The organism is Sporosarcina sp. FSL K6-6792 (genome assembly GCF_038004885.1).
Classification (GTDB): Bacteria; Bacillota; Bacilli; order Bacillales_A; family Planococcaceae; genus Sporosarcina; species Sporosarcina psychrophila.
Map to the genome: position 1 here is coordinate 1127154 of NZ_JBBOSA010000001.1, position 19084 is coordinate 1146237.

A 19084-nucleotide genomic window follows, 5' to 3' on the forward strand; every position below is an offset into this window, starting at 1 on the left:
TTAGATGCACAGACACAATTAGATTGTACACTAGTTTACTGATTGATATGTATATTATTTTCACTGTTCATCTATCACAATAAATATCCATCCACCATTCTTAAACGGTGGATGGATATTAGAATGAATCCTATTTAAAGGGATTAATCTTGGTCTTCTGCATTATGGTAGATATCCTGAACGTCCTCATCATTTTCGAGTACTTCGAGCATCTTTTCAAATTGCTCTTCAGCATCTTCGCTAAGGACCGTGTACATAGAAGGAATCATCTCGATGTCCGCCGAAATGAAATCGATTCCTTCCGCTTCAAGGGTCTCTTTCACTGTTAAAAAGTCCGTTGGTTGCGTAATAATTTCAAAGCCATCTACTGTCGACTCAATATCATCTGCACCGGCTTCAAGCGCCGCCATCATAACTGCATCTTCATCAGTACTATCCGTCCGTTCGATGAAAAGACGTCCCTTTCGGTCAAACATATAGCCTACCGAACCACTTTCACCGAGATTACCGCCGTTTTTGCTGAAGGCGACACGTATATTCGGCGCAGTTCGATTACGGTTTTCTGTTAAGCAGTAAACAAGTACTGCCACTCCTCCAGGACCATATCCTTCATAGATTACTTCCTCATAGTTTTCATCCGCGCCAGCACCCGTCGCTTTTTCGACTGCACGTTTAATCACGTCGTTTGGAACATTAACGCCTTTTGCTTTTTCAATAGCCAAACGAAGAGATGCGTTCGATTCTACATCAGGTCCGCCTGCTTTTGCGGCTACAAAAATTTCTTTCGACATCTTTTGGAAAACCTTACCGCGTTTTGCATCTTGTGCGCCTTTACGGTTTTGGATATTTTTCCATTTAGAATGCCCTGCCATAACCTTACCCCCTATGTGTTAATCCGTTCTACATCATACCATAATTTTGGCCAATGTGAGAGTGCGGACTCAGTAAAGGGGACCAGTTGCTTCGCCTGTCTTTCTCTTCCAGACGGTGACAATGTGAAGAAATGAAGCCATTCTCGAAGTATTTCATTTGGAAATAGAAGCAGTGTCTTGGAAGCATAATTCAGTCTTCGAAGCGACGGCTGTTCATCAAACAGAAAATCAATGTCATATCCTATCTGTGGCAGCACTCGATGAATCCAGAGCGCAATTTCAGTACCGGCTGGCCCCGTACTCGCTAGATCGAAATCGATGAAACGGATGACGCCATCTCTATCACGCAATATATTATGATGGACGACATCACCGTGAAGCAATGTACCATTCAGATTGTCTTTATAAGTTTTCTTCACTGCGCTAATCGCGTTCAATGCATAAAATAAGATTTCATCGACAAGGCCTTTTCCAATATACGCCTCACACTCTCCACCAATTTCGCGGAAACGGCTGATCCGGTCTTCCCACTTCGCGATAAGGGGGTACGGATGCAGATAGGGTGAGGCGTGCCAGTCGAGTTGTGCTTTTGTTTCATGAAGTGCATGAAGAGCAGCAAGCGAATCCGTCCGATCTGCCCTTTTCTTGAAGTTGACCGCCTTCGCACCATCCAACCATGGCTGAACAAACGTCAGTTGATTCTCTTGAGACACTACATCTACAATATGCGGGAAAGAAACAGAATGAAGAGCTTCGTGTACACGTTGTACTTTCATCGCGGTGGAGTTGGACTGATATCGCTTCACCGAAAAGCGCTTGCCATCACTCTCTAACTTCCACACATTATCTTTTATTTTTTCTAATTTCCCATCCAGCGCCATATGCCGGTCAATACGCTCCGAACCAGTTGGAACCTTGATTAGGAGGCATTCCAGAATAAGGAGTTGCCTGTTGCATGCATGAAGGGCAATTGCATGGATGACCATAAAAGATCGGGACCATCATTTGCTGACGATGGTGTTGGTGCTGACCCTCGCAGCCACACCCTTGATGATAACCTGGTTGCGGCATTGCAGGATAACCGAATTGTCCGGGGTTCCATTGACCTTGTACAGCTGGTGATATAGCCTGCGGTACGTAGCCCGGCCCAGGTGGACACGGAGCAGATGGTTGCAGGTCAATTTCAGGTGATTCTTCATACATATACTCTGGTGAATACTCAGCGGCTGGTTGCATAACCATTTCAGCCGTCTCTTCAAACATAAAATCAGGCGATTCGAGCAACTGCCACCCTTCTACCATAGGTATTTCTAAAGGAGATGTTGCAGGGCCTTGGCCAGAGAAAATCGGTGATTCTTGTTCATACATCGGAAATTGAGTCGATGGTAAAGGAGCGTGGTGCATCGGTTGTTCTTGCCTTGGCATCGCCTGGATTTGCCCCGAATGCATGAACGGGAAACAATCTGCGTCAAAAATCGGCATCCACCCACACGGAATACCTATCATCGGATGAGCAAATGTTTGTGGCGGATGCATTGGCATCGGCATCGGCATTGGTGTTGGTGTTGGTGTTGGCGTTGGCGTTGGTAACGGTATGGGAGCTGGCACTGTTGGTTGTACTGCTGGTGGTGGTGCTGGTTTTGGTGGTGTTGGTTTGGATGGTGGTACTGGTGTTGGCGGTCTTGGCGTTGGTGCTGGTGGTCTCGGTGTTGGCGGTTTCGGTGTTGGTGGTCTCGGTGCTGGTGCTGGCGGTATTGGGACTGGTATCGGCTTTGGTGTCGGTGGTTTTGATGTTGGTGGTTTTGGCACCGGTATTGGCGGCGACGGTTTTGTACCCTTTGGAGGATGCGGCGTCACCGGCCCTTTCCCTTTTTCAGGATGTTCAGCATTATGCTGTCTTTTTGGCAAGAAAATTTTCATTCCAGGAACAATATAATCTGGATTAGCAAGATGCGCATTCACCCGCTTTAAATCTTCAAACGGGATACCGTATTGGCGCGCAATCTTCCATAGCGTATCCCCTTTTACAACAATATGGACTTCCACTTAAAAATTTCCCCCTTCCGTCAATCCATCGTATGAACGGACGCCCGTCTGTGTGACGCTCATCTTTAACGAGATATCCTCTCTTGCCATGTATATGCGGAAGTGGGTTATTTATTCTAAAGAAAAGCGGAAGACGCCGTTTAGCCCCGACAAGCGCTGTAGGTCTTGAAGATAAAGGCGTACTATGCCTTTTCTGTAAGACTGAAGCGACTCGAGGGGCTGGCGTCTGGAGTCTAGACACTAAGAAAAGCGTAAAGCGCCTTGGTAGAGCCGAAAAGCGCTGGAGGGGCTAGGCGCTGGAGTCTAGACACTAAGAAATGCGTATACATTATTGCCCAATAAAAAAACCACCACGGTCATATTGAATGACGTGACGGTAGTTGGTCGTATATGAAATATGAACCGAATGAACGAGCAGTACAATTCAGTGCGCTGAGTTCTTCCATCGCACCTTTCATCATCGGGTGATCTTCGGATTCCATTACATCGATAATGAAGAAATAATTGCCAAGTCCTGTTTTTAGCGGCCTTGATTCAATTTTACTTAAATTGAGTCTGCGCCATGCAAAAACGGATAAAACCTGGTGCAGCACACCTGAACGGTCATCTTCTGGTAATTTTACCATTAATGTCGTTTTTAGTTTTGCAGAATGGCCATTTGTTTCCAAACTTTCTTTTCGCAGGGATAATACGACGAATCGCGTATGGTTAAAATGAAAATCGTGAATATTCTCCTCTGCGATATGTAGACCATATTTTTCAGCCGCCAACTTATTTCCGATTGCCGCAACCTTCACTTCCGGGTTTTCGGAAATATATTTGGCAGCTGCCGCCGTAGAGGTCGTCTGGATAAGCGGGACACGACGGTAATGGTACTGCAAATATTTATGGCATTGCGCAAGGGCATGGGGATGGGAATTGATGGATTCGATTTCAGTGATAAAAGGAACTTGCTTTTTATTGACCATAAGATGCTGTTCGATCGGTATCGATATTTCAGCATTGATGAACAAATCTGCTCCATGGAACAAGTAATCGATGGTCATCGGAACGGATCCTTCCAACGCATTTTCAAGCGGGACAATCGCATAGGCGACACGCCCTTCCGCCACAGCCTCTATACAATCCGGTATCGTAGGTTGAGGTATCAATCCCGAATTTCCAAAAAGAGTGCTTGCCGCAACGTGCGTGAATGATGCTTCCGGCCCTAAATAAGCGACAGTCGGCGTATATCTTTCATTTCCCATACTAGTATCCTCCCATCAGAGTGCACCTGAACTGATTAAGACAACTGAATCGACAAAGTCAGGTGCTTTCAACCGTTGCAGGAACTCTTCCATTTTTATGATCATTTCTGTTACATCGAGTGACAAAGTAATATTAGCCCGCGCTTGAACAGGAATGGTCTGATGAATTGTCAACACATTACATTTTGACTCAGAGACAATCTGCAACAATGTCGCAAGCGATCCTTTACGGTCTTCCAGCTGAATGAAAATCGTTAGGATACGCTCACGTGCAATTGATTCGAACGGATAAACAGTGTCACGGTATTTATAAAATGCACTACGGGATAATCCTACCCTCTTCGTGGCATCTTGTATCGTCGATTCCTCTCCGCTTGCCAAAAGCCTTTTCGCTTCTAACATTTTCAGCATCGATTCTGTCAGTACGTCTTCCCTTACAAGATAAAACTGACCTTCCCCCAACTGCTTCATAGGATATCCCCCTTCGTGCGTAGCTTTTGTCATTTTTTAGTCATTCAGTCTGATTAATCTACGAAGTCAAATTCGAAGTCAAGAAGTCGCACAGTATCTCCGTCTTTCGCGCCACGTTTACGGAGTTCATCATCTACACCCATAGCACGCAATTGTCTCGCGAATTTACGTACGGATTGGTCAAAGTTGAAGTCGGTCATCTTGAACAGACGCTCAATTGTATAGCCCGACAATACGAATGCGCCATCATCATCACGCGCCACTTTAAACAACTCTGCTTCTCCATCATATTTGTACAGAACTGAGTTCTCTTTGTCTTCGTCCTCAATTTCATGCATCGGGAATTCCGGTGTCGTTTCAAGTAGATTTGCAACCGCATGTAGCAATCCGTCAAGTCCAGTTCTTGTGAGTGCTGAAATTGGGAAGATGAGTGCGTTGCTATCATTCAGTTTTTCCTTGAAGATTTCAAGGTTTTCTTCCGCTTCAGGCATGTCCATTTTATTGGCAACAATGATTTGCGGACGTTCTGTTAGACGTAAGTTGTATTGTTCTAACTCCTCATTGATCGTCAGGAAGTCCTCAAATGGCTCACGTCCTTCAAGACCGGACATATCGACTACATGGATGATGACGCGTGTCCGTTCGATATGGCGTAAGAATTGATGGCCTAGACCGATACCTTGGTGCGCTCCTTCAATCAATCCTGGAAGGTCAGCAAGCACGAAACCACGGTGATCATCCGTTTCAACCATTCCTAAATTTGGAACAAGTGTCGTAAAATGATAATCTGCAATTTTCGGTTTTGCAGCGGAAACGACAGATAATAACGTCGATTTCCCTACGCTTGGGAAGCCGACTAGTCCTGCATCCGCTAGCACTTTCAATTCTAGGTTAATTTCTTTATTAGCGCCCGGCTCACCTTTTTCAGATAGTTCAGGTGCAGGGTTTGACGGTGTCGCGAATCGGCTATTCCCGCGTCCTCCACGGCCACCTTTAGCAATGATTGCTGTCTGACCGTGTTCAACGAGGTCAGCGATGATTGAACCATCTTCTGCATCTGTCACAATCGTACCAGGTGGAACTTTGACAACTACATCAGTTGCGTTCTTCCCGTGCATATTTTTACTGCCACCATGCTCACCGCGTGGCGCCTTGAAATGACGCTGGTAACGGAAATCCATCAGTGTACGCAATCCTTCATCCACGATGAAAACAACGTTAGCACCTTGTCCTCCATCACCACCGGCTGGACCACCATATGCGATATACTTTTCTCGACGGAAAGCAACCATTCCATCACCACCGTCGCCGCCTTTTACATAAATCTTTACGTGATCGACAAACATTTATTTTCCTCCTATTGTCCACTAATTGTGAACATCCATTGATTTTGCGAAAGTGTCTCTTTAACAGTAATGTTTCCGAGTGTCACCGGTTCTAACAGATCTTTTTTCAAGTGAGCATGAACGGTGATTGTAATTGACCAACTTGCCGCTGATGCCTGCACATCGATTTGTGTTTCATATTCGGAATTCGGGTCTAGTGTTATTTCGACTTCGCTGAACATTCGTTCTAAGTATGTTGCAACTGCCACATCATCGGCTTTCCGGATTCCGGATGCTATTGTACACGTCATCGTTTTTGTAAACGCACCATATAGCCAGTCGAACGTAGTGAGCCATATCTCAACGGCTGGAAGTCCGAGCCTTTCTAATAATGCCACTTCACGCATACGATTGGTTGCTTCCAAGATCTTTTGTTTTGCTTCCGGTAGTTTATCAAGATCGATATAGAGCAAGACTAATTGAAGTTCATTTAAAAAATCATGTCTTGCAAATTTCAGCGCTTCCGCCGTGGTAAGTTTACTGTTCCCCATTCCCATTCACCGCCAACAATTTTCATGTATATAGTATAGCATCTGTTGCCTAGAAATGCGCAAGACGCCGTTTAGACGCTAAAAGCGCTGGAAGACTTGAACATAAAGGAGCTCTTTGCTTTTTCATCAAGTAAGAGCAATGCAGTTCTAATCCCTTTCCACTGAAGCAATGCGAGCGGCGAGCGGCTAGCGCCAAGACAACAATCTAAGTAGAAAAAGCACATTTTCTTCTCTCGGAAAAAAAGAAAAAGGACTGCATATTCGTATGCAGTCCTTTCTGTCGTACGTATATTAAGCTTCCTGAACTTCAGGGTATACGCTAACTTTCTTTTTGTCACGACCAAAACGTTCGAAACGAACGACGCCGTCAACTTTTGCGAAAAGAGTATCGTCACCACCGAGACCGACGTTTTCACCTGGATGAATTTTCGTTCCGCGCTGACGATAAAGGATTGAGCCGCCAGTAACAAACTGTCCGTCCGCGCGTTTTGCGCCAAGACGTTTCGAGTGAGAGTCACGACCGTTCCGAGTAGAACCTACCCCTTTTTTCGATGCGAAAAACTGGAGATCTAAACGTAGCATGTATGCCACCTCCTACTATTTAAGAATAATTTTTATATGTTGCCCATAGTCATTTTCAATCGTCTGCAATGAAACAATCATCGCCTTTACAATCAACTGTGTATCGTGATCGTTTTCTTCAGTTTCAGGAAAACTGACTTTCAAATAGCCGCCGTCAGATCCTTGTTGAATCTCAGGGGTTTTGCCTGTAAGTGCAATAATTGCATTGACAGCACCAAATGATACTGCAGATGCAGCTGCACAGACAAGGTCTTTTCCGTATTCTGCGGAATTAGCGTGGCCTGTCATCTCAAAAGAGTTGATACGACCGTATGATTGTTTCTTGATGATGATCTTGATCATGCCGGCTTACAGGTTAATACCGTCAATGACGATTTTAGTGTATGGCTGACGATGACCTTGTTTTTTGTGATAGTTCTTTTTCGGCTTGTATTTGAAAACAGTGATTTTTTTAGCACGGCCCTGTTTAACAACAGTTCCAGTAACTGTAGCGCCTTCCACGAATGGAACGCCTACTTTCACGTCTTCTCCACCTACGAATAGAACTCTGTTGAAAGTGACAACTTCGTCAGCTTCACCAGCTACTTTTTCAATGTAGATTTCCTGGCCTTTTTCAACTTTAATCTGTTTTCCACCAGTTTCAATAATTGCGTACATACTTGCACCTCCTCTATAATTACAGACTCGCCTTCCAAGGTGATCCGTACGGATACTTGTACCTTATCAGCGCGGTTGTAGCACGGGTGCTACAAACAATAACATTTGAATATTACCACGTATATTTAATTACGTCAACCTATTTAATTTTATTTCTGCAAATGCTTTTTCATATTTTCGGAACCTAAAAGCGGAAATGTTTTGAAGCAAGAGGAACGTTGCCAGGAGAATGTAGGGCAATGTCTTAGGTATATCAATTGATAATAGGATAATACTAGCGCAAAGAAGTAGAATTGAATGCAGCAAAACGAGCGAGCGTGTGCGATAAACGGAACCTTCTGTTTCGAGCAGGGCACATATTGCCTGTCCACCATCAAGCGGTAGAATGGGAAGCAAGTTAAGCACTAGCAATGCAACTTGAATCCGGATAACTTGGTCGTCACCCGGAAATGGAATCCAAATCGCCATTAATAAAAGGAGCAACGTTGCTAAAGGACCGCTGAGCGCGACGAGGAGACGATCTCTCCTTGGTGCCATATGTTTATTCCAAATAACGATTTCGCCGCCGTAGGGCATGATTGTACAGGATCGTATGCGCATTCCAGTAAGATAGGCAGCAAGGAGATGCCCAGCTTCATGAATCAGAAGCGATATAAATATAATGGCGTAGATCGAAATGCTGCCGGTCATGATTAAAAATAGAAAAAAAGGCAAAAGAACAGGATGAAGCTTAAATTTCATTGTTCCCCGCCCGAAAGATATGTCGGCAAAAGCGACGCATCCATTTTCACACCATCACGCTTTACCTTCAGATAAATCGCCCCCTCATCCATTAGCGCCAGCGTGTCCCCTTTTTTCACAGCTGTATACGGCAGTTTGACAACTTTTCCAACGTAACCATACGTCACTTCATCCCCACTATCATATAACACCGTAACGGTTTTCCCCGATTCGCGGGTGAAACCTGTAAAAATGACAAGCCCGTTCTCTTGCGCATCAATCGTTAACGGTTGTGTATAGGATACAATCACACCCTCTTTATATGGCTGCATTGATTCATACGCGGAAAAAGGGTCTTCCTGATGTGGATCTGCCATGACCGCGATTTGGTCAGCAGCCGGATCTTTAATTATTGTTGCCACCCATTTTTTCATCGCTATAAAGTCCTTGCCAGACGTGACATACTGCGTAACAGGTTCCCGTATTACGCCCGCATCCTCCAACTTCGCCACACCAATCACCCCGAGCGTCAACACAATTGCCATCATCCACTTCGTTCTCCATTTCAACCGGTCACACCACCCGTTTTTTTTAGTATATGACGTAGGTGGGGGGAATATTATGGGCGGTTGAACGGAATTTGAAGATTTTAATCAATCTTCTTTAGCAGTAATGTCAACTTTCTGTTTGTAATGTCAACTCGCGGATTGTAATGTCAACTTTTCAAATCTAATACCAACTTCGCAATTCTAATCCCAACTTCAAGGACTTGATTGATAACTTTCTGTTTACTGCTTCATCTCATTATTAACAAAACCTTCTAAGTAGGTTAATTTTTCACTAATATGAAATAATCGATATCTCACCTTCCCCGCTTTCGGGACTGTCGATTTATTCAAAACCCTAATCGTAAAGTTCAAAGATTCATTTTGAAAAAACTCTTTAGCATGCCGACTAGTTATTTCAGGTCCGAATAATAATCGATATTCCTGCAATGACCCCAAATGAGCATTCCGGCACTCTGCTCCGCATCTTGTACACGACCAACGGGAATGTTTACGCTCCATTGGGATTTGGTGGCATTCCGGACAGCGAACACCTCTTATCACATCTTTTTCAGAAACAGCGTAATAAGTTGTTAATCCACTCATCGCTTCTGACCTATCTTCATCCAACAATGAAAGCGCTAACTTTTTGCAGATATCATCAGTAAAAACACTACTTGTTTGTCTTTCCAGCGCTTCGATAAATTCTGTAAGTGAATCCAAAGGAATCGTTTTCCACCTCTCAGGCGCATTCATAACGATTCCCGCACGACTGACTAGTACGATAATCCCTTCAGCAATACCGTCATATCCTTTGCTACAGAGAAATGTATTAATTGCTTTTATTGCGCGATTTACTTGAGCTTCGGGGTTTCGCATGCCTTCTTTTTTCCCGTTATCATTAACTCTAAAAAATTGTCGGTTTTTTGGATCAAAATAAAATTCACCCCGCATATTTTTTATTTCCATCAGCAAAATGAAATTCGGGTGAAAAAGTATGGTATCTATTTGGACTTTTTTGTTCCAATTTTGATGTCCAAATCATGTATTATATAATGTGGCCTTTGTAATTCAAGCTCTTCCAGGAATTTATCAACTTTTAATTCACCAGCAAAGCCTGCACGACTCATTTTATAATCAGATTTAACTTTTTGGATTGACGCTGCAGAATCTGGCAAGCGTGAAACTAATGATGCAAGCGCAGCTAGTTTTCTTGGTATTCCCCTCGGTTTGACAATCAATGAATATCCTCCTCCTTTTGATGATTCGATGTTTGCTACTTATAATGTCAACTCTTGGATACTAATCACAACTTTGAGAATTTAATATCGACTTTAAAAACGTAATACCAACCTCTGCGTTTTAATCCCAACTCTCTACTCGCCACCTAAAATTCACAAAAAAAACCCCAACACAATAAATATGTGCAAGGGGTTTTAGGGTTATTTCACAAATATCGATTTAAGTTTACCGAAGAATCCAGGTTTTCCCGTGGTAAGAGACATAAGCGGAACTGATTCGCCGAGGATACGGCGCGCAATGTTACGATAGCCAATTGCTGCAGGATTCGCTGGATCCATGACGACGGGCTCCCCTTTGTTCGAGGAAGTGATAACGTTCTCATCGTCTAGGATGATGCCGAGCAAGTCGATAGACAAGTGTGTCGTAATATCGTTGACATCAAGTGCATCTCCGCTATTCATGAGATGCCGTCTGATGCGGTTGATGATCAGTTTCGGGGGGTCTATGTCTTCCTGTTCAAGCAAACCAATGATTCGATCGGCGTCTCGAACGGCCGAAATTTCAGGAGTCGTAACGACAATGGCACGGTCAGCACCAGCAATGGCATTTTTGAAACCTTGTTCGATTCCAGCCGGACAGTCAATCAATATATAATCATAATCCCGTTTCAGTTCAGTAACCAAGTTTTTCATCTGTTCAGGATTGATTGCGTTTTTATCAGTAGTCTGAGCAGCCGGCAATAAAAAGAGACCGTCCTCGAAACGTTTATCCTTCACGAGTGCCTGTTGAACTTTGCAGCGTCCTTCAATAACATCCACTAAATCATAGATGATACGGTTTTCAAGGCCGAGAATGACGTCAAGATTGCGGAGGCCGATATCAGTGTCAATCAGACACACTTTTTTACCTTGGAGAGCCAGTGCAGTTCCAAGATTTGCGGATGTCGTCGTCTTGCCGACACCACCTTTACCAGATGTTATTACGATTGCTTCTCCCAAACTAGCTTCCTCCTTTGAATGATGACAGACCAGGCCGAAGAATCCGGAGTTCCTGCAGACGGTCGATGGCAATGAAGCCGTTCGGATGCAAATAAGCACATTCCATTTCTGGTTGTTCCGACAAAATCGTTAACTCATCCGTCATCGTTTCCATTTTGTCCGCGATTATAAGATGTGTTGCTTCAAGCCAAGAAGCCGCGATCACAGCCTTCGTATTGCCGCTCGATCCTGCATGAGCGATCCCCTTCAGTCTACCAAGTACATAAATGCTGCCAGCAGCGACGACGCGGCCATTGGGATTCACGTCACCAATGACAACGAGATCCCCTTCTGCCTGCACAACTTGACCCGATCGCACGATGCCGATGTAGGTTTCAGATTGATTTTCAAGTACTTTTCTATTGCATTCTTCCATCGTGATAACATCACTTTGGATTTTTGATACACGTAAATTTGGAGAATCATGAATCGCGTTCATTATCTCTCGCAATTCTTCTTCATTGCAGTAGCGACTACCCGTATGAACCTGCACTTCCGCAAGTCCTTCCAAGCCGTCTTCCTCCACTTTTCTGCGGAGCTCGGCAATCATGTCCGAATAAGCGCATTTGTCGTCAAGCCGAAGAACAAGACCGTCTTTTGTCCCTTTTATTGTTACATATTGCTGTTTCGTCATTTGCGTCACCCCGCATTTTCTTTTACAAAGTTTCGCCCTGTCGCTCTACTACTCTTTTATAAATAAGTGTTTTGAAAAACCAACCGAACATACCAACGAATATGGAGTTGGCAATTATCGTTGGAATAAGTCTCCCTGTAATGAATTCATCCAATCCAATAGATGTCAATGAAACGAGACTAGCAAAAAAGTATGATAGTACTTCGAGCACGATAATCAGAAGTAAGGCCAAGAACATCACCGTAACAATATGGCGGTGGATTTGGCGAATAATTAGTGTTGCAATAAAGCAGATCAAAGGATAGAGAAATGCATATAATCCAATAATATCAATATGGTACATATCATACAAGAGTCCAAGCACAATTCCGTAAATGATTGCATGTTTTCTACTGTAATAGACAGCTATAAAAATAAGGTACACGATAACAAACCGCGGAACAAGCGTATAGCTACCACTACCAATGTTCACCGGTGAAAACAGACTGAATACAGGCTCTAGGAAAAACAACAATACGGCAATAAGAGGGATGACGGATCGGATCATGATCCATCCTCCCCCTCCGTATTTATTGTATTGTTACCGTCCGTACCATCCTCAAAGATTATTGAGCGCTTGGCTATTATGACATGATCCAACAACGAAAAGTCTGCAGCCGGACGAATATACGCCAACTTCGTCAGTCCATAATCATCTGTCGATACTTCTGTTACTTCTCCAATTAAAAGCCCTTTTGGAAAAATACCACCCAGACCTGATGTTTGGACTTTCTGACCGACTTTGACTTCGAAACTAGAGTCAATACGTTTCATAATAAGCTCACTGCGTTTAATGTCGTACCCCTCGATAAGTCCGTAAGTCTTTTCACCTGCAACAACTGCGGCAACACGGAAATTACGATTCTCAGTCGACAATAGCTCAACTGTGGAAGTAAACTTTGTAACAAGTACAACTTTTCCAACTAGGCCATCTGCTGTAATGACTGCCATATTTTTTTTAATACCGTGTTCTTTGCCTCTGTCGACGATGATTTTCTCTTCCCACTGATCAGGGTTTCGTGAAATGACCGTTGCCTGGACCGGATCATAAACACGCAATTCATCTTTTTTGCCGACAATTTCGAGCAGGCGTTCATTTTCTGCTTTCACATCCGCCAGCTCGGCTTGTCCAGAGGCGTATTCGCTTAATCTTACTTTTAAATGTTTGTTTTCTTCATATGTATTCAAAATCCCATCAATATTCCCAATAACGTTTGTTATGTAAAGCGCCGGCTTCGAGAATAGTGACTGCCCGAAGCCGACGACATCTTTCACAACTTGTTCTGGAAGGGAGGCATTCTGCCGGTCTTTGAGGGAGAATGAAATTAATGCCACAAGGATAATGACGCCCACGAGCAGTAATATCAAACGTTTATTTGAAAAAAATCGCGGCATTGCCCATGTCCTCCCTTACTTATCTACCTTGCATTTTTTTGATCAATTCAAAATTATCAAGTGCTTTACCTGTACCGATTGCAACACAATCAAGTGGATCTTCAGCTATGAAAACAGGCATTTGTGTTTCATCAGAAATGACTTTATCAAGATTCTGGAGCAATGCGCCACCACCTGTTAGCACAATTCCGCGTTCCATAACATCCGAAGATAATTCCGGAGGCGTTGTTTCAAGCGTTTTCTTCACGCCATCAATAATTTGTGCAATTGACTCACGCAGCGCTTCCGCGATTTCGTCTGAAGAGATTTCGATTGTTTTCGGTAGACCAGTCAAAAGATCACGTCCACGAATTTCCATCTTCTGTGTATCGCCGATTACTTTTGCAGAACCAATTTCAATTTTAATAGCTTCTGCAGTCCGTTCACCGATAGTCAAATTATACATTTTGCGGATATAGCTAATAATCGCGCCATCCATTGTGTCGCCACCGACACGGATTGACTCGCTTGTTACGATGCCGCCAAGTGAAATGACCGCAACTTCTGTTGTACCGCCACCTATATCGACGACCATACTACCAGTAGGTTCCCAAACAGGTAGATTTGCACCGATTGCAGCCGCAAACGGTTCTTCAATTGTGAACGCTTCTTTGGCGCCAGCTTGACGTGAAGCATCGATAACTGCGCGCTGTTCAACGGAAGTAATTCCGTAAGGCACACAAATTAGGACGTTTGGCTTTTTCCATGCTCCGCCCGACGTTTTCGTTGCCTCTTTCATGTAATGCTCAATCATTGCTGTCGTAATTTCAAAATCAGCAATGACGCCGTCTTTCATCGGGCGTGTTGCCACGATAGATCCAGGTGTACGACCAATCATATTTCTCGCAGCGCTACCGACTGCTACAATTTCACCAGTATGTGTATTTTTCGCTACTACTGAAGGCTCTCTGAGGACAATGCCTTTTCCTTTAATGAAAACTAATGTATTTGCTGTGCCGAGGTCAATCCCGACATCTCTAGATCCAAATCCAAACAATTGTGTTCTTCCTTTCTGCTAAACCGTTAATTACGGCATTCATGAAATCATACACCATAGTATAACGGATAGAAGAGCAAATTCACAGCGTCACATGTACCCTTATTCATTTTTCGTGCCATTCGAAGCATTATTTCAGAATAAATTTACATATAACCCTTCTCTTTCAGGCTTAAAAACTGGTGATCTCCAATGATAACGTGGTCGAGAACTTCGATGCCCATAATCGAACCCGCTTCAATTAATCTTTTTGTTACTTCGATATCTTCTGGAGATGGTGAAACTGTATATCAATAGTAAAGTGGGAGAAATATTATGAAAGCAATCTCTTGGCTTTGACTACATGTCTTCAGAGTTAGCATAACTAAATTATAAAATTACCTTTTTTATGAAAGAATTAGTCAAAAAAGATAAGAAAAACTGTTTAACTTTATGGGGGCACTTCAAATGAGTGGTCGCCTTTTTATTTCGTTTACCCCTGTAAATTTAGTTTTCGGTGGGGATCATGTCGTTTTGCCTTTATTAGAACAGGAACTTGTACCAACTGGATGGATAAACGAAGTCTGGTCGTTCGCTGTAAAGATACTTCGCACTAGGAATTGTTGATTAACTAATTAATTTAGGTATTAACGATAGAAAACTACATTTCTGTATTTTTAACTTAAAATGATTTGTAAATCAAAAGAACTGGAGGTATAATTCGATTATACATATTCAAACATTTGAATATGTATAATCGAATTTGTCAAAGGAGGAAAATTGATTGTGGACAGATATACAACAATTTAAAGCTGATTTTTTTAAAGCCTTGGCACATCCACTAAGAATACGGATTCTTGAATTACTGTCAGAAGGAGAAAAGAGCGTTACAGAAATTCAAAGCACTCTTAATAGTGAAGGTTCCGCAGTTTCCCAACAACTAAGTGTATTACGCTCTAAAAATATTGTAGTTGGTATCAAAAATGGTAAACGAGTTGTTTATTCACTTCGCGACCCATCCATTATAAAACTTTTAATAGTTACACGAGAAATCTTCAATAATCATTTAATTGATACCCTTTCTATGTTAGAAGAATTAGATGAAGAAGATACACTTTCTAAATCATAGAATCGGAGTAATCAATGGAAATTTAAATAGATATAACTCCCTAAACAATCAATAATATACAATCAATTTACTATTTTAATCATTCATAGAAAAAGAAGGGGTATAATGAAAAGCTTTTTTACAGGAAGATTTGATGACTATTCAATACGGCATTTCCAAAAAGATCTTCTTTCAGGCGTTATTGTAGGGGTAATTGCTATACCATTAGCTATGGCATTTGCTATTGCATCAGGTGTGAAACCAGAATACGGGATTTACACAGCATGTATTGCTGGTATCTTAATTTCTTTATTTGGTGGATCGAAATATCAAATTGGAGGACCTACTGGTGCTTTCGTACCTATTCTTTTTGGGATTGTCATAGCTTATGGATATACAGATTTATTACTTGCTGGTTTTTTAGCCGGTATTATCTTGTGTTTAATGGCGATTTTTAAAATAGGTTCTTTGATTAAATTCATCCCTCGTCCTGTCACAATTGGTTTTACTTCAGGGATTGCCATTATTATTTTCACAGGGCAAATTGAAAATTTCTTTGGACTGACAGGGCTTGAAAAACATGAGAAGTTCATTGACAACATGAAGGAAATTATCTTTCATATTGATACAATGAATTTTTATAGTATAGGAATTGCCATATTGTGTCTTTTCGTCATTTTACTCACACCGAAATTATTGCCGAAAGTTCCTGGATCACTAATTGGTTTAATCGTAACAACAATAATAGCAACAGTATTCTTTTCAGGCAATATTTCAACTATAGGCTCCACCTTTGGAGAAATTCCAAGCCAACTCCCTCATTTTCGCTTTCCCGATATAACATGGGAAAGAATACAGCGTTTAATAGTACCTGCATTTGTAATTGCTATATTGGGAGGAATTGAATCTCTCTTATCCGCTGTAGTAGCAGATGGGATGACGAATAGTAAACACAATAGTAATCGTGAATTAATGGGCCAAGGAATTGCAAATATCATTACTCCTTTATTTGGAGGAATTCCAGCTACAGGTGCAATTGCACGAACAGCGACAAATATTAAATCTGGTGCTACTTCTCCTATGTCAGGGATTATTCATGGGATTTTTGTTTTATTAACCCTCTTAATATTAGCACCCTATGCTTCACTTATTCCGTTAGCTAGTATGGCGCCTGTTTTAATGATAGTGGCTTGGAATATGAGTGAAAGAAAACAGTTTCTTCATGTGTTGAAAATGAAAAGTGGCGATTCTCTTATTTTATTGGTTACATTTCTTTTAACTGTCTTCACCAGTATTACGATAGCAGTTATGGTTGGTCTCATCTTAGCTGTCGTTTTATTCGCAAAACGCATGAGTAATATGTTGGTTGTTTCCAAAGTGTTACCAGACCACACTCATAAGAATGAAATTGTTCAATCCCATGTAGTTAACGAAGCTCATAACTGCCCACAAATTAGCATTTATACAATTGAAGGGCCACTTTTTTTTGGTGCTGCACAAGTGTTTGAACAACGCATAATGGATACAATTCATTATGAACCTACTGTCTTGATTTTACGTATGGGGAAAGTACCGTTCATCGATTCGACAGGTGAAGCGAATTTGAAGAATATTGTCAATTATTATAAAAAACAAGGTGGAATTCTTGTGCTTTCAGGTATAGTTGATGATTTGAAAAAGTCATTGAAAAAGTCTGGTCTTTATGATGAAATTGGTGAAAAGTATATATTTAGTCGTACAGGCGAAGCCATTGACTATTCCATCTCAGAAATTAACCATAATAAATGTTTAGGATGTAAGCATTTCGCTTTTCATGAATGCAATCAACTTTCACATACAGGAAATCTCGATAAAAAGGAGTCTAAATTACTAGAAATATAAAAAATAAAAGATAACTAAAAAGGATGGATATAAAATGGGACTAAACAACGCACTCAAATTACATTTTAATATAACACCTAGTCAACTAATAAAAATCGCTATCAAGCGTAAAGAGGTTCAACTTTCTTCTGGTGGCGCGATAGTAGCGAAAACAGGTAAATATACAGGCCGTTCACCTAAAGATAAATTTATTGTTAAAGAACTTGCCTCTGAACTTGCAATTGATTGGAAAACAAATCAACAAATGACGTCAGCAAATTTTGATCTTCTTTTAAAGGATGTTTCTAATTATCTAGAAGAAAAAGAACTATTTGTATTTGATGGGTTCGCTGGAGCCGATCAAGCATATCGTCTACCTATTCGAATCATTAACGAGTATGCTTGGCATAATTTATTTGCTCATCAATTATTTATTCGTCCAACAAAAGAAGAGTTAGCTGTACACAAAGAAGATTTCACTGTAATCTGCGTTCCTAATTTTGAAGCTACACCTTCCATTCATGGAACAAATTCCGAAACTTTTATTGTGATTAATTTCGATAAAAAAATCGTATTGATTGGAGGAACACAGTACGCAGGAGAGATTAAAAAATCGATTTTTACTATAATGAATTATCTTTTACCAATTAATGATGTTCTTTCTATGCATTGTTCTGCAAATAAAGGATTAAATGAAGATGTTGCTTTATTTTTTGGTTTATCAGGTACGGGAAAGACCACTCTCTCAGCAGATGCTAATCGTATGTTAATTGGTGATGATGAACATGGTTGGTCAGACAAAGGTGTATTTAATATTGAAGGTGGTTGTTACGCAAAATGCATCAACTTATCAGAGGAAAAAGAACCAGAAATATTTCGCGCGATTACTTATGGATCTGTTTTAGAAAATGTCATAATCGATCCTCATACACATTTGGCAGATTATAATGATTGTAGTTTAACAGAAAACACACGAGCAGCTTATCCGATCCATAACATTCCGCATGCTCTTAATCCGAGTACGGCAGGACATCCAAATGTTATTTTCTTTTTAACAGCAGATGCGTTCGGTGTTTTACCACCCATTTCTAAATTATCAAAAGAACATGCCATGTATTATTTTCTTTCAGGTTATACCAGTAAATTAGCTGGAACTGAAAGGGGCATAACAGAACCAGAAGCAACATTTTCAACCTGTTTTGGTGCACCATTCTTGCCATTATCACCTAGAGTTTATGCTGAAATGCTTCGAGAGAAAATTCGGAAACATGACGTGGATGTTTATTTAATTAATACAGGTTGGTCAGGAGGCCCTTATGGAATAGGCGAACGTATTTCCCTTTCCCATACTCGAGCGATGGTTACAGCAGCTATTGAAGGTCAATTAGCACATACAGAATTTGAAATGGAACGGAGTTTTGGTCTTAACATACCTAAAAGTTGTCCTAATGTACCATCTGAAATTCTTAACCCCCGCAATACATGGAAAGATAAAGAGGCTTATGATATCCAAGCAACAAAATTAACAAATCTATTTCGGGAAAATTTCGAGAAGTTTTTATAAAAATCATAAAATAAAGGGTAAGTGGAGAAAAACGAGTCGTTTTTCTCCACTTACTTTTGTATATTTTGATTTTTCCCCAAGGGAATGTTATCTATCCAGTAACATTAGCTGTAGTCTAACCATAGAAGATCTTCGGGAATGCCTTGCTCCATATTTAACAGAGTGCTTTTCTTG

Annotated in this window: 22 protein-coding genes, 1 pseudogene and 1 other annotated feature; of the genes and pseudogenes, 3 read left to right on the forward strand and 20 right to left on the reverse strand. The window is 41.5% G+C overall.

From position 1 onward, the window contains the following. Positions 1-143 precede the first annotated feature (143 nt). From MKZ26_RS05425 to MKZ26_RS05520, 20 genes and pseudogenes are all read right to left on the reverse strand, one after another. Positions 144-872 carry a YebC/PmpR family DNA-binding transcriptional regulator gene (locus tag MKZ26_RS05425; protein WP_340764924.1) on the reverse strand — a complete coding sequence of 243 codons (729 nt, stop codon included), beginning with the start codon at positions 870-872 and terminating at the stop codon, positions 144-146. Between the two features lie 11 nt (positions 873-883). Beyond that, on the reverse strand, positions 884-1858 hold the full coding sequence (locus MKZ26_RS05430; protein WP_082786539.1) for a phosphotransferase: 975 nt from the start codon (positions 1856-1858) through the stop codon (positions 884-886). Then, entirely contained in the window at positions 1761-2918 is a 1158-nt protein-coding gene (locus MKZ26_RS05435; RefSeq protein ID WP_340764926.1) for a LysM peptidoglycan-binding domain-containing protein, read from the reverse strand. The genes MKZ26_RS05430 and MKZ26_RS05435 overlap by 98 nt, the downstream gene beginning before the upstream one ends. Before the next feature lie 356 nt (positions 2919-3274). Further along, positions 3275-4165, reverse strand: a complete 891-nt coding sequence (gene pheA / locus MKZ26_RS05440; protein WP_338652750.1) for a prephenate dehydratase — start codon at positions 4163-4165, stop codon at positions 3275-3277. Between the two features lie 15 nt (positions 4166-4180). Then, complete coding sequence (locus MKZ26_RS05445) at positions 4181-4636, reverse strand: ACT domain-containing protein (protein WP_067208168.1); 456 nt, start codon at positions 4634-4636, stop codon at positions 4181-4183. Positions 4637-4689: 53 nt separating this feature from the next. Then, complete coding sequence (gene obgE, locus MKZ26_RS05450) at positions 4690-5982, reverse strand: GTPase ObgE (protein ID WP_338652751.1); 1293 nt, start codon at positions 5980-5982, stop codon at positions 4690-4692. A gap of 11 nt (positions 5983-5993) precedes the next feature. Then, positions 5994-6512 (reverse strand): Spo0B domain-containing protein, encoded by a 519-nt coding sequence (locus tag MKZ26_RS05455; RefSeq protein ID WP_340764928.1) that lies wholly within the window; start codon positions 6510-6512, stop codon positions 5994-5996. Positions 6513-6803: 291 nt separating this feature from the next. Then, the gene (gene rpmA, locus MKZ26_RS05460; protein ID WP_067208159.1) at positions 6804-7094 is read right to left on the reverse strand and encodes a 50S ribosomal protein L27; all 291 of its coding nucleotides are present in this window, start codon (positions 7092-7094) and stop codon (positions 6804-6806) included. Positions 7095-7109: 15 nt separating this feature from the next. Next, positions 7110-7436 (reverse strand): ribosomal-processing cysteine protease Prp, encoded by a 327-nt coding sequence (locus MKZ26_RS05465; RefSeq protein ID WP_340764930.1) that lies wholly within the window; start codon positions 7434-7436, stop codon positions 7110-7112. 6 nt (positions 7437-7442) lie between these two features. After that, positions 7443-7751 (reverse strand): 50S ribosomal protein L21, encoded by a 309-nt coding sequence (rplU, locus tag MKZ26_RS05470; protein WP_067208153.1) that lies wholly within the window; start codon positions 7749-7751, stop codon positions 7443-7445. Positions 7752-7764: 13 nt separating this feature from the next. After that, positions 7765-7838 (reverse strand) — a sequence feature (ribosomal protein L21 leader region). A gap of 42 nt (positions 7839-7880) precedes the next feature. After that, positions 7881-8492 carry a M50 family metallopeptidase gene (locus tag MKZ26_RS05475; protein WP_067208151.1) on the reverse strand — a complete coding sequence of 204 codons (612 nt, stop codon included), beginning with the start codon at positions 8490-8492 and terminating at the stop codon, positions 7881-7883. Further along, positions 8489-9040 (reverse strand): hypothetical protein, encoded by a 552-nt coding sequence (locus MKZ26_RS05480; protein WP_156475998.1) that lies wholly within the window; start codon positions 9038-9040, stop codon positions 8489-8491. Before MKZ26_RS05480 ends, MKZ26_RS05475 begins: the two co-directional genes overlap by 4 nt. A 219-nt stretch (positions 9041-9259) precedes the next feature. Further along, positions 9260-9985, reverse strand: coding sequence for a nuclease-related domain-containing protein (locus MKZ26_RS05485; protein ID WP_340764933.1), 726 nt, complete (start codon positions 9983-9985; stop codon positions 9260-9262). A gap of 35 nt (positions 9986-10020) precedes the next feature. Next, the gene (locus tag MKZ26_RS05490; protein ID WP_340764935.1) at positions 10021-10257 is read right to left on the reverse strand and encodes a hypothetical protein; all 237 of its coding nucleotides are present in this window, start codon (positions 10255-10257) and stop codon (positions 10021-10023) included. Between the two features lie 201 nt (positions 10258-10458). Next, a complete protein-coding gene (gene minD / locus MKZ26_RS05495) occupies positions 10459-11256 on the reverse strand; it encodes a septum site-determining protein MinD (protein ID WP_340764936.1) in 798 nt (265 codons plus the stop codon). Between the two features lies 1 nt (position 11257). Continuing rightward, positions 11258-11929, reverse strand: a complete 672-nt coding sequence (gene minC, locus MKZ26_RS05500; RefSeq protein ID WP_067208140.1) for a septum site-determining protein MinC — start codon at positions 11927-11929, stop codon at positions 11258-11260. Positions 11930-11951: 22 nt separating this feature from the next. After that, on the reverse strand, positions 11952-12476 hold the full coding sequence (mreD, locus tag MKZ26_RS05505) for a rod shape-determining protein MreD (protein WP_340764938.1): 525 nt from the start codon (positions 12474-12476) through the stop codon (positions 11952-11954). After that, positions 12473-13363, reverse strand: coding sequence for a rod shape-determining protein MreC (gene mreC, locus MKZ26_RS05510; protein ID WP_340764940.1), 891 nt, complete (start codon positions 13361-13363; stop codon positions 12473-12475). Before mreC ends, mreD begins: the two co-directional genes overlap by 4 nt. A gap of 19 nt (positions 13364-13382) precedes the next feature. Next, positions 13383-14399 (reverse strand): rod shape-determining protein, encoded by a 1017-nt coding sequence (locus MKZ26_RS05515; RefSeq protein ID WP_067208132.1) that lies wholly within the window; start codon positions 14397-14399, stop codon positions 13383-13385. Between the two features lie 146 nt (positions 14400-14545). Further along, positions 14546-14680, reverse strand: a pseudogene (locus tag MKZ26_RS05520) (JAB domain-containing protein); the annotation flags it as partial. Between the two features lie 482 nt (positions 14681-15162). Here MKZ26_RS05520 and MKZ26_RS05525 point away from each other — a divergent pair. The 3 genes from MKZ26_RS05525 to pckA all read left to right on the forward strand — a co-directional run bounded on the left by MKZ26_RS05525 (position 15163) and on the right by pckA (position 18910). Further along, positions 15163-15507: an ArsR/SmtB family transcription factor gene (locus MKZ26_RS05525; RefSeq protein WP_340758911.1), complete on the forward strand. Its 345-nt coding sequence runs from the start codon at positions 15163-15165 to the stop codon at positions 15505-15507. A 105-nt stretch (positions 15508-15612) separates the two neighbouring features. Next, positions 15613-17367, forward strand: coding sequence for a SulP family inorganic anion transporter (locus MKZ26_RS05530; protein WP_340758912.1), 1755 nt, complete (start codon positions 15613-15615; stop codon positions 17365-17367). A gap of 34 nt (positions 17368-17401) precedes the next feature. Continuing rightward, on the forward strand, positions 17402-18910 hold the full coding sequence (gene pckA / locus MKZ26_RS05535) for a phosphoenolpyruvate carboxykinase (ATP) (protein WP_340758913.1): 1509 nt from the start codon (positions 17402-17404) through the stop codon (positions 18908-18910). Positions 18911-19084: the final 174 nt, after the last annotated feature.

Coding starts and splice junctions, on each gene's coding strand:
- MKZ26_RS05430 (WP_082786539.1), bottom strand. CDS start 1,858: ATGGTCATCCATGCAATTGCCCTTCATGCATGCAACAGGCAACTCCTT.
- mreC (WP_340764940.1), bottom strand. CDS start 13,363: ATGCCGCGATTTTTTTCAAATAAACGTTTGATATTACTGCTCGTGGGC.
- MKZ26_RS05485 (WP_340764933.1), bottom strand. CDS start 9,985: ATGGAAATAAAAAATATGCGGGGTGAATTTTATTTTGATCCAAAAAAC.
- MKZ26_RS05530 (WP_340758912.1), top strand. CDS start 15,613: ATGAAAAGCTTTTTTACAGGAAGATTTGATGACTATTCAATACGGCAT.
- pckA (WP_340758913.1), top strand. CDS start 17,402: ATGGGACTAAACAACGCACTCAAATTACATTTTAATATAACACCTAGT.
- MKZ26_RS05475 (WP_067208151.1), bottom strand. CDS start 8,492: ATGAAATTTAAGCTTCATCCTGTTCTTTTGCCTTTTTTTCTATTTTTA.
- MKZ26_RS05465 (WP_340764930.1), bottom strand. CDS start 7,436: ATGATCAAGATCATCATCAAGAAACAATCATACGGTCGTATCAACTCT.
- rpmA (WP_067208159.1), bottom strand. CDS start 7,094: ATGCTACGTTTAGATCTCCAGTTTTTCGCATCGAAAAAAGGGGTAGGT.
- mreD (WP_340764938.1), bottom strand. CDS start 12,476: ATGATCCGATCCGTCATCCCTCTTATTGCCGTATTGTTGTTTTTCCTA.
- MKZ26_RS05445 (WP_067208168.1), bottom strand. CDS start 4,636: ATGAAGCAGTTGGGGGAAGGTCAGTTTTATCTTGTAAGGGAAGACGTA.
- pheA (WP_338652750.1), bottom strand. CDS start 4,165: ATGGGAAATGAAAGATATACGCCGACTGTCGCTTATTTAGGGCCGGAA.
- MKZ26_RS05455 (WP_340764928.1), bottom strand. CDS start 6,512: ATGGGGAACAGTAAACTTACCACGGCGGAAGCGCTGAAATTTGCAAGA.
- MKZ26_RS05425 (WP_340764924.1), bottom strand. CDS start 872: ATGGCAGGGCATTCTAAATGGAAAAATATCCAAAACCGTAAAGGCGCA.
- obgE (WP_338652751.1), bottom strand. CDS start 5,982: ATGTTTGTCGATCACGTAAAGATTTATGTAAAAGGCGGCGACGGTGGT.
- rplU (WP_067208153.1), bottom strand. CDS start 7,751: ATGTACGCAATTATTGAAACTGGTGGAAAACAGATTAAAGTTGAAAAA.
- minC (WP_067208140.1), bottom strand. CDS start 11,929: ATGACGAAACAGCAATATGTAACAATAAAAGGGACAAAAGACGGTCTT.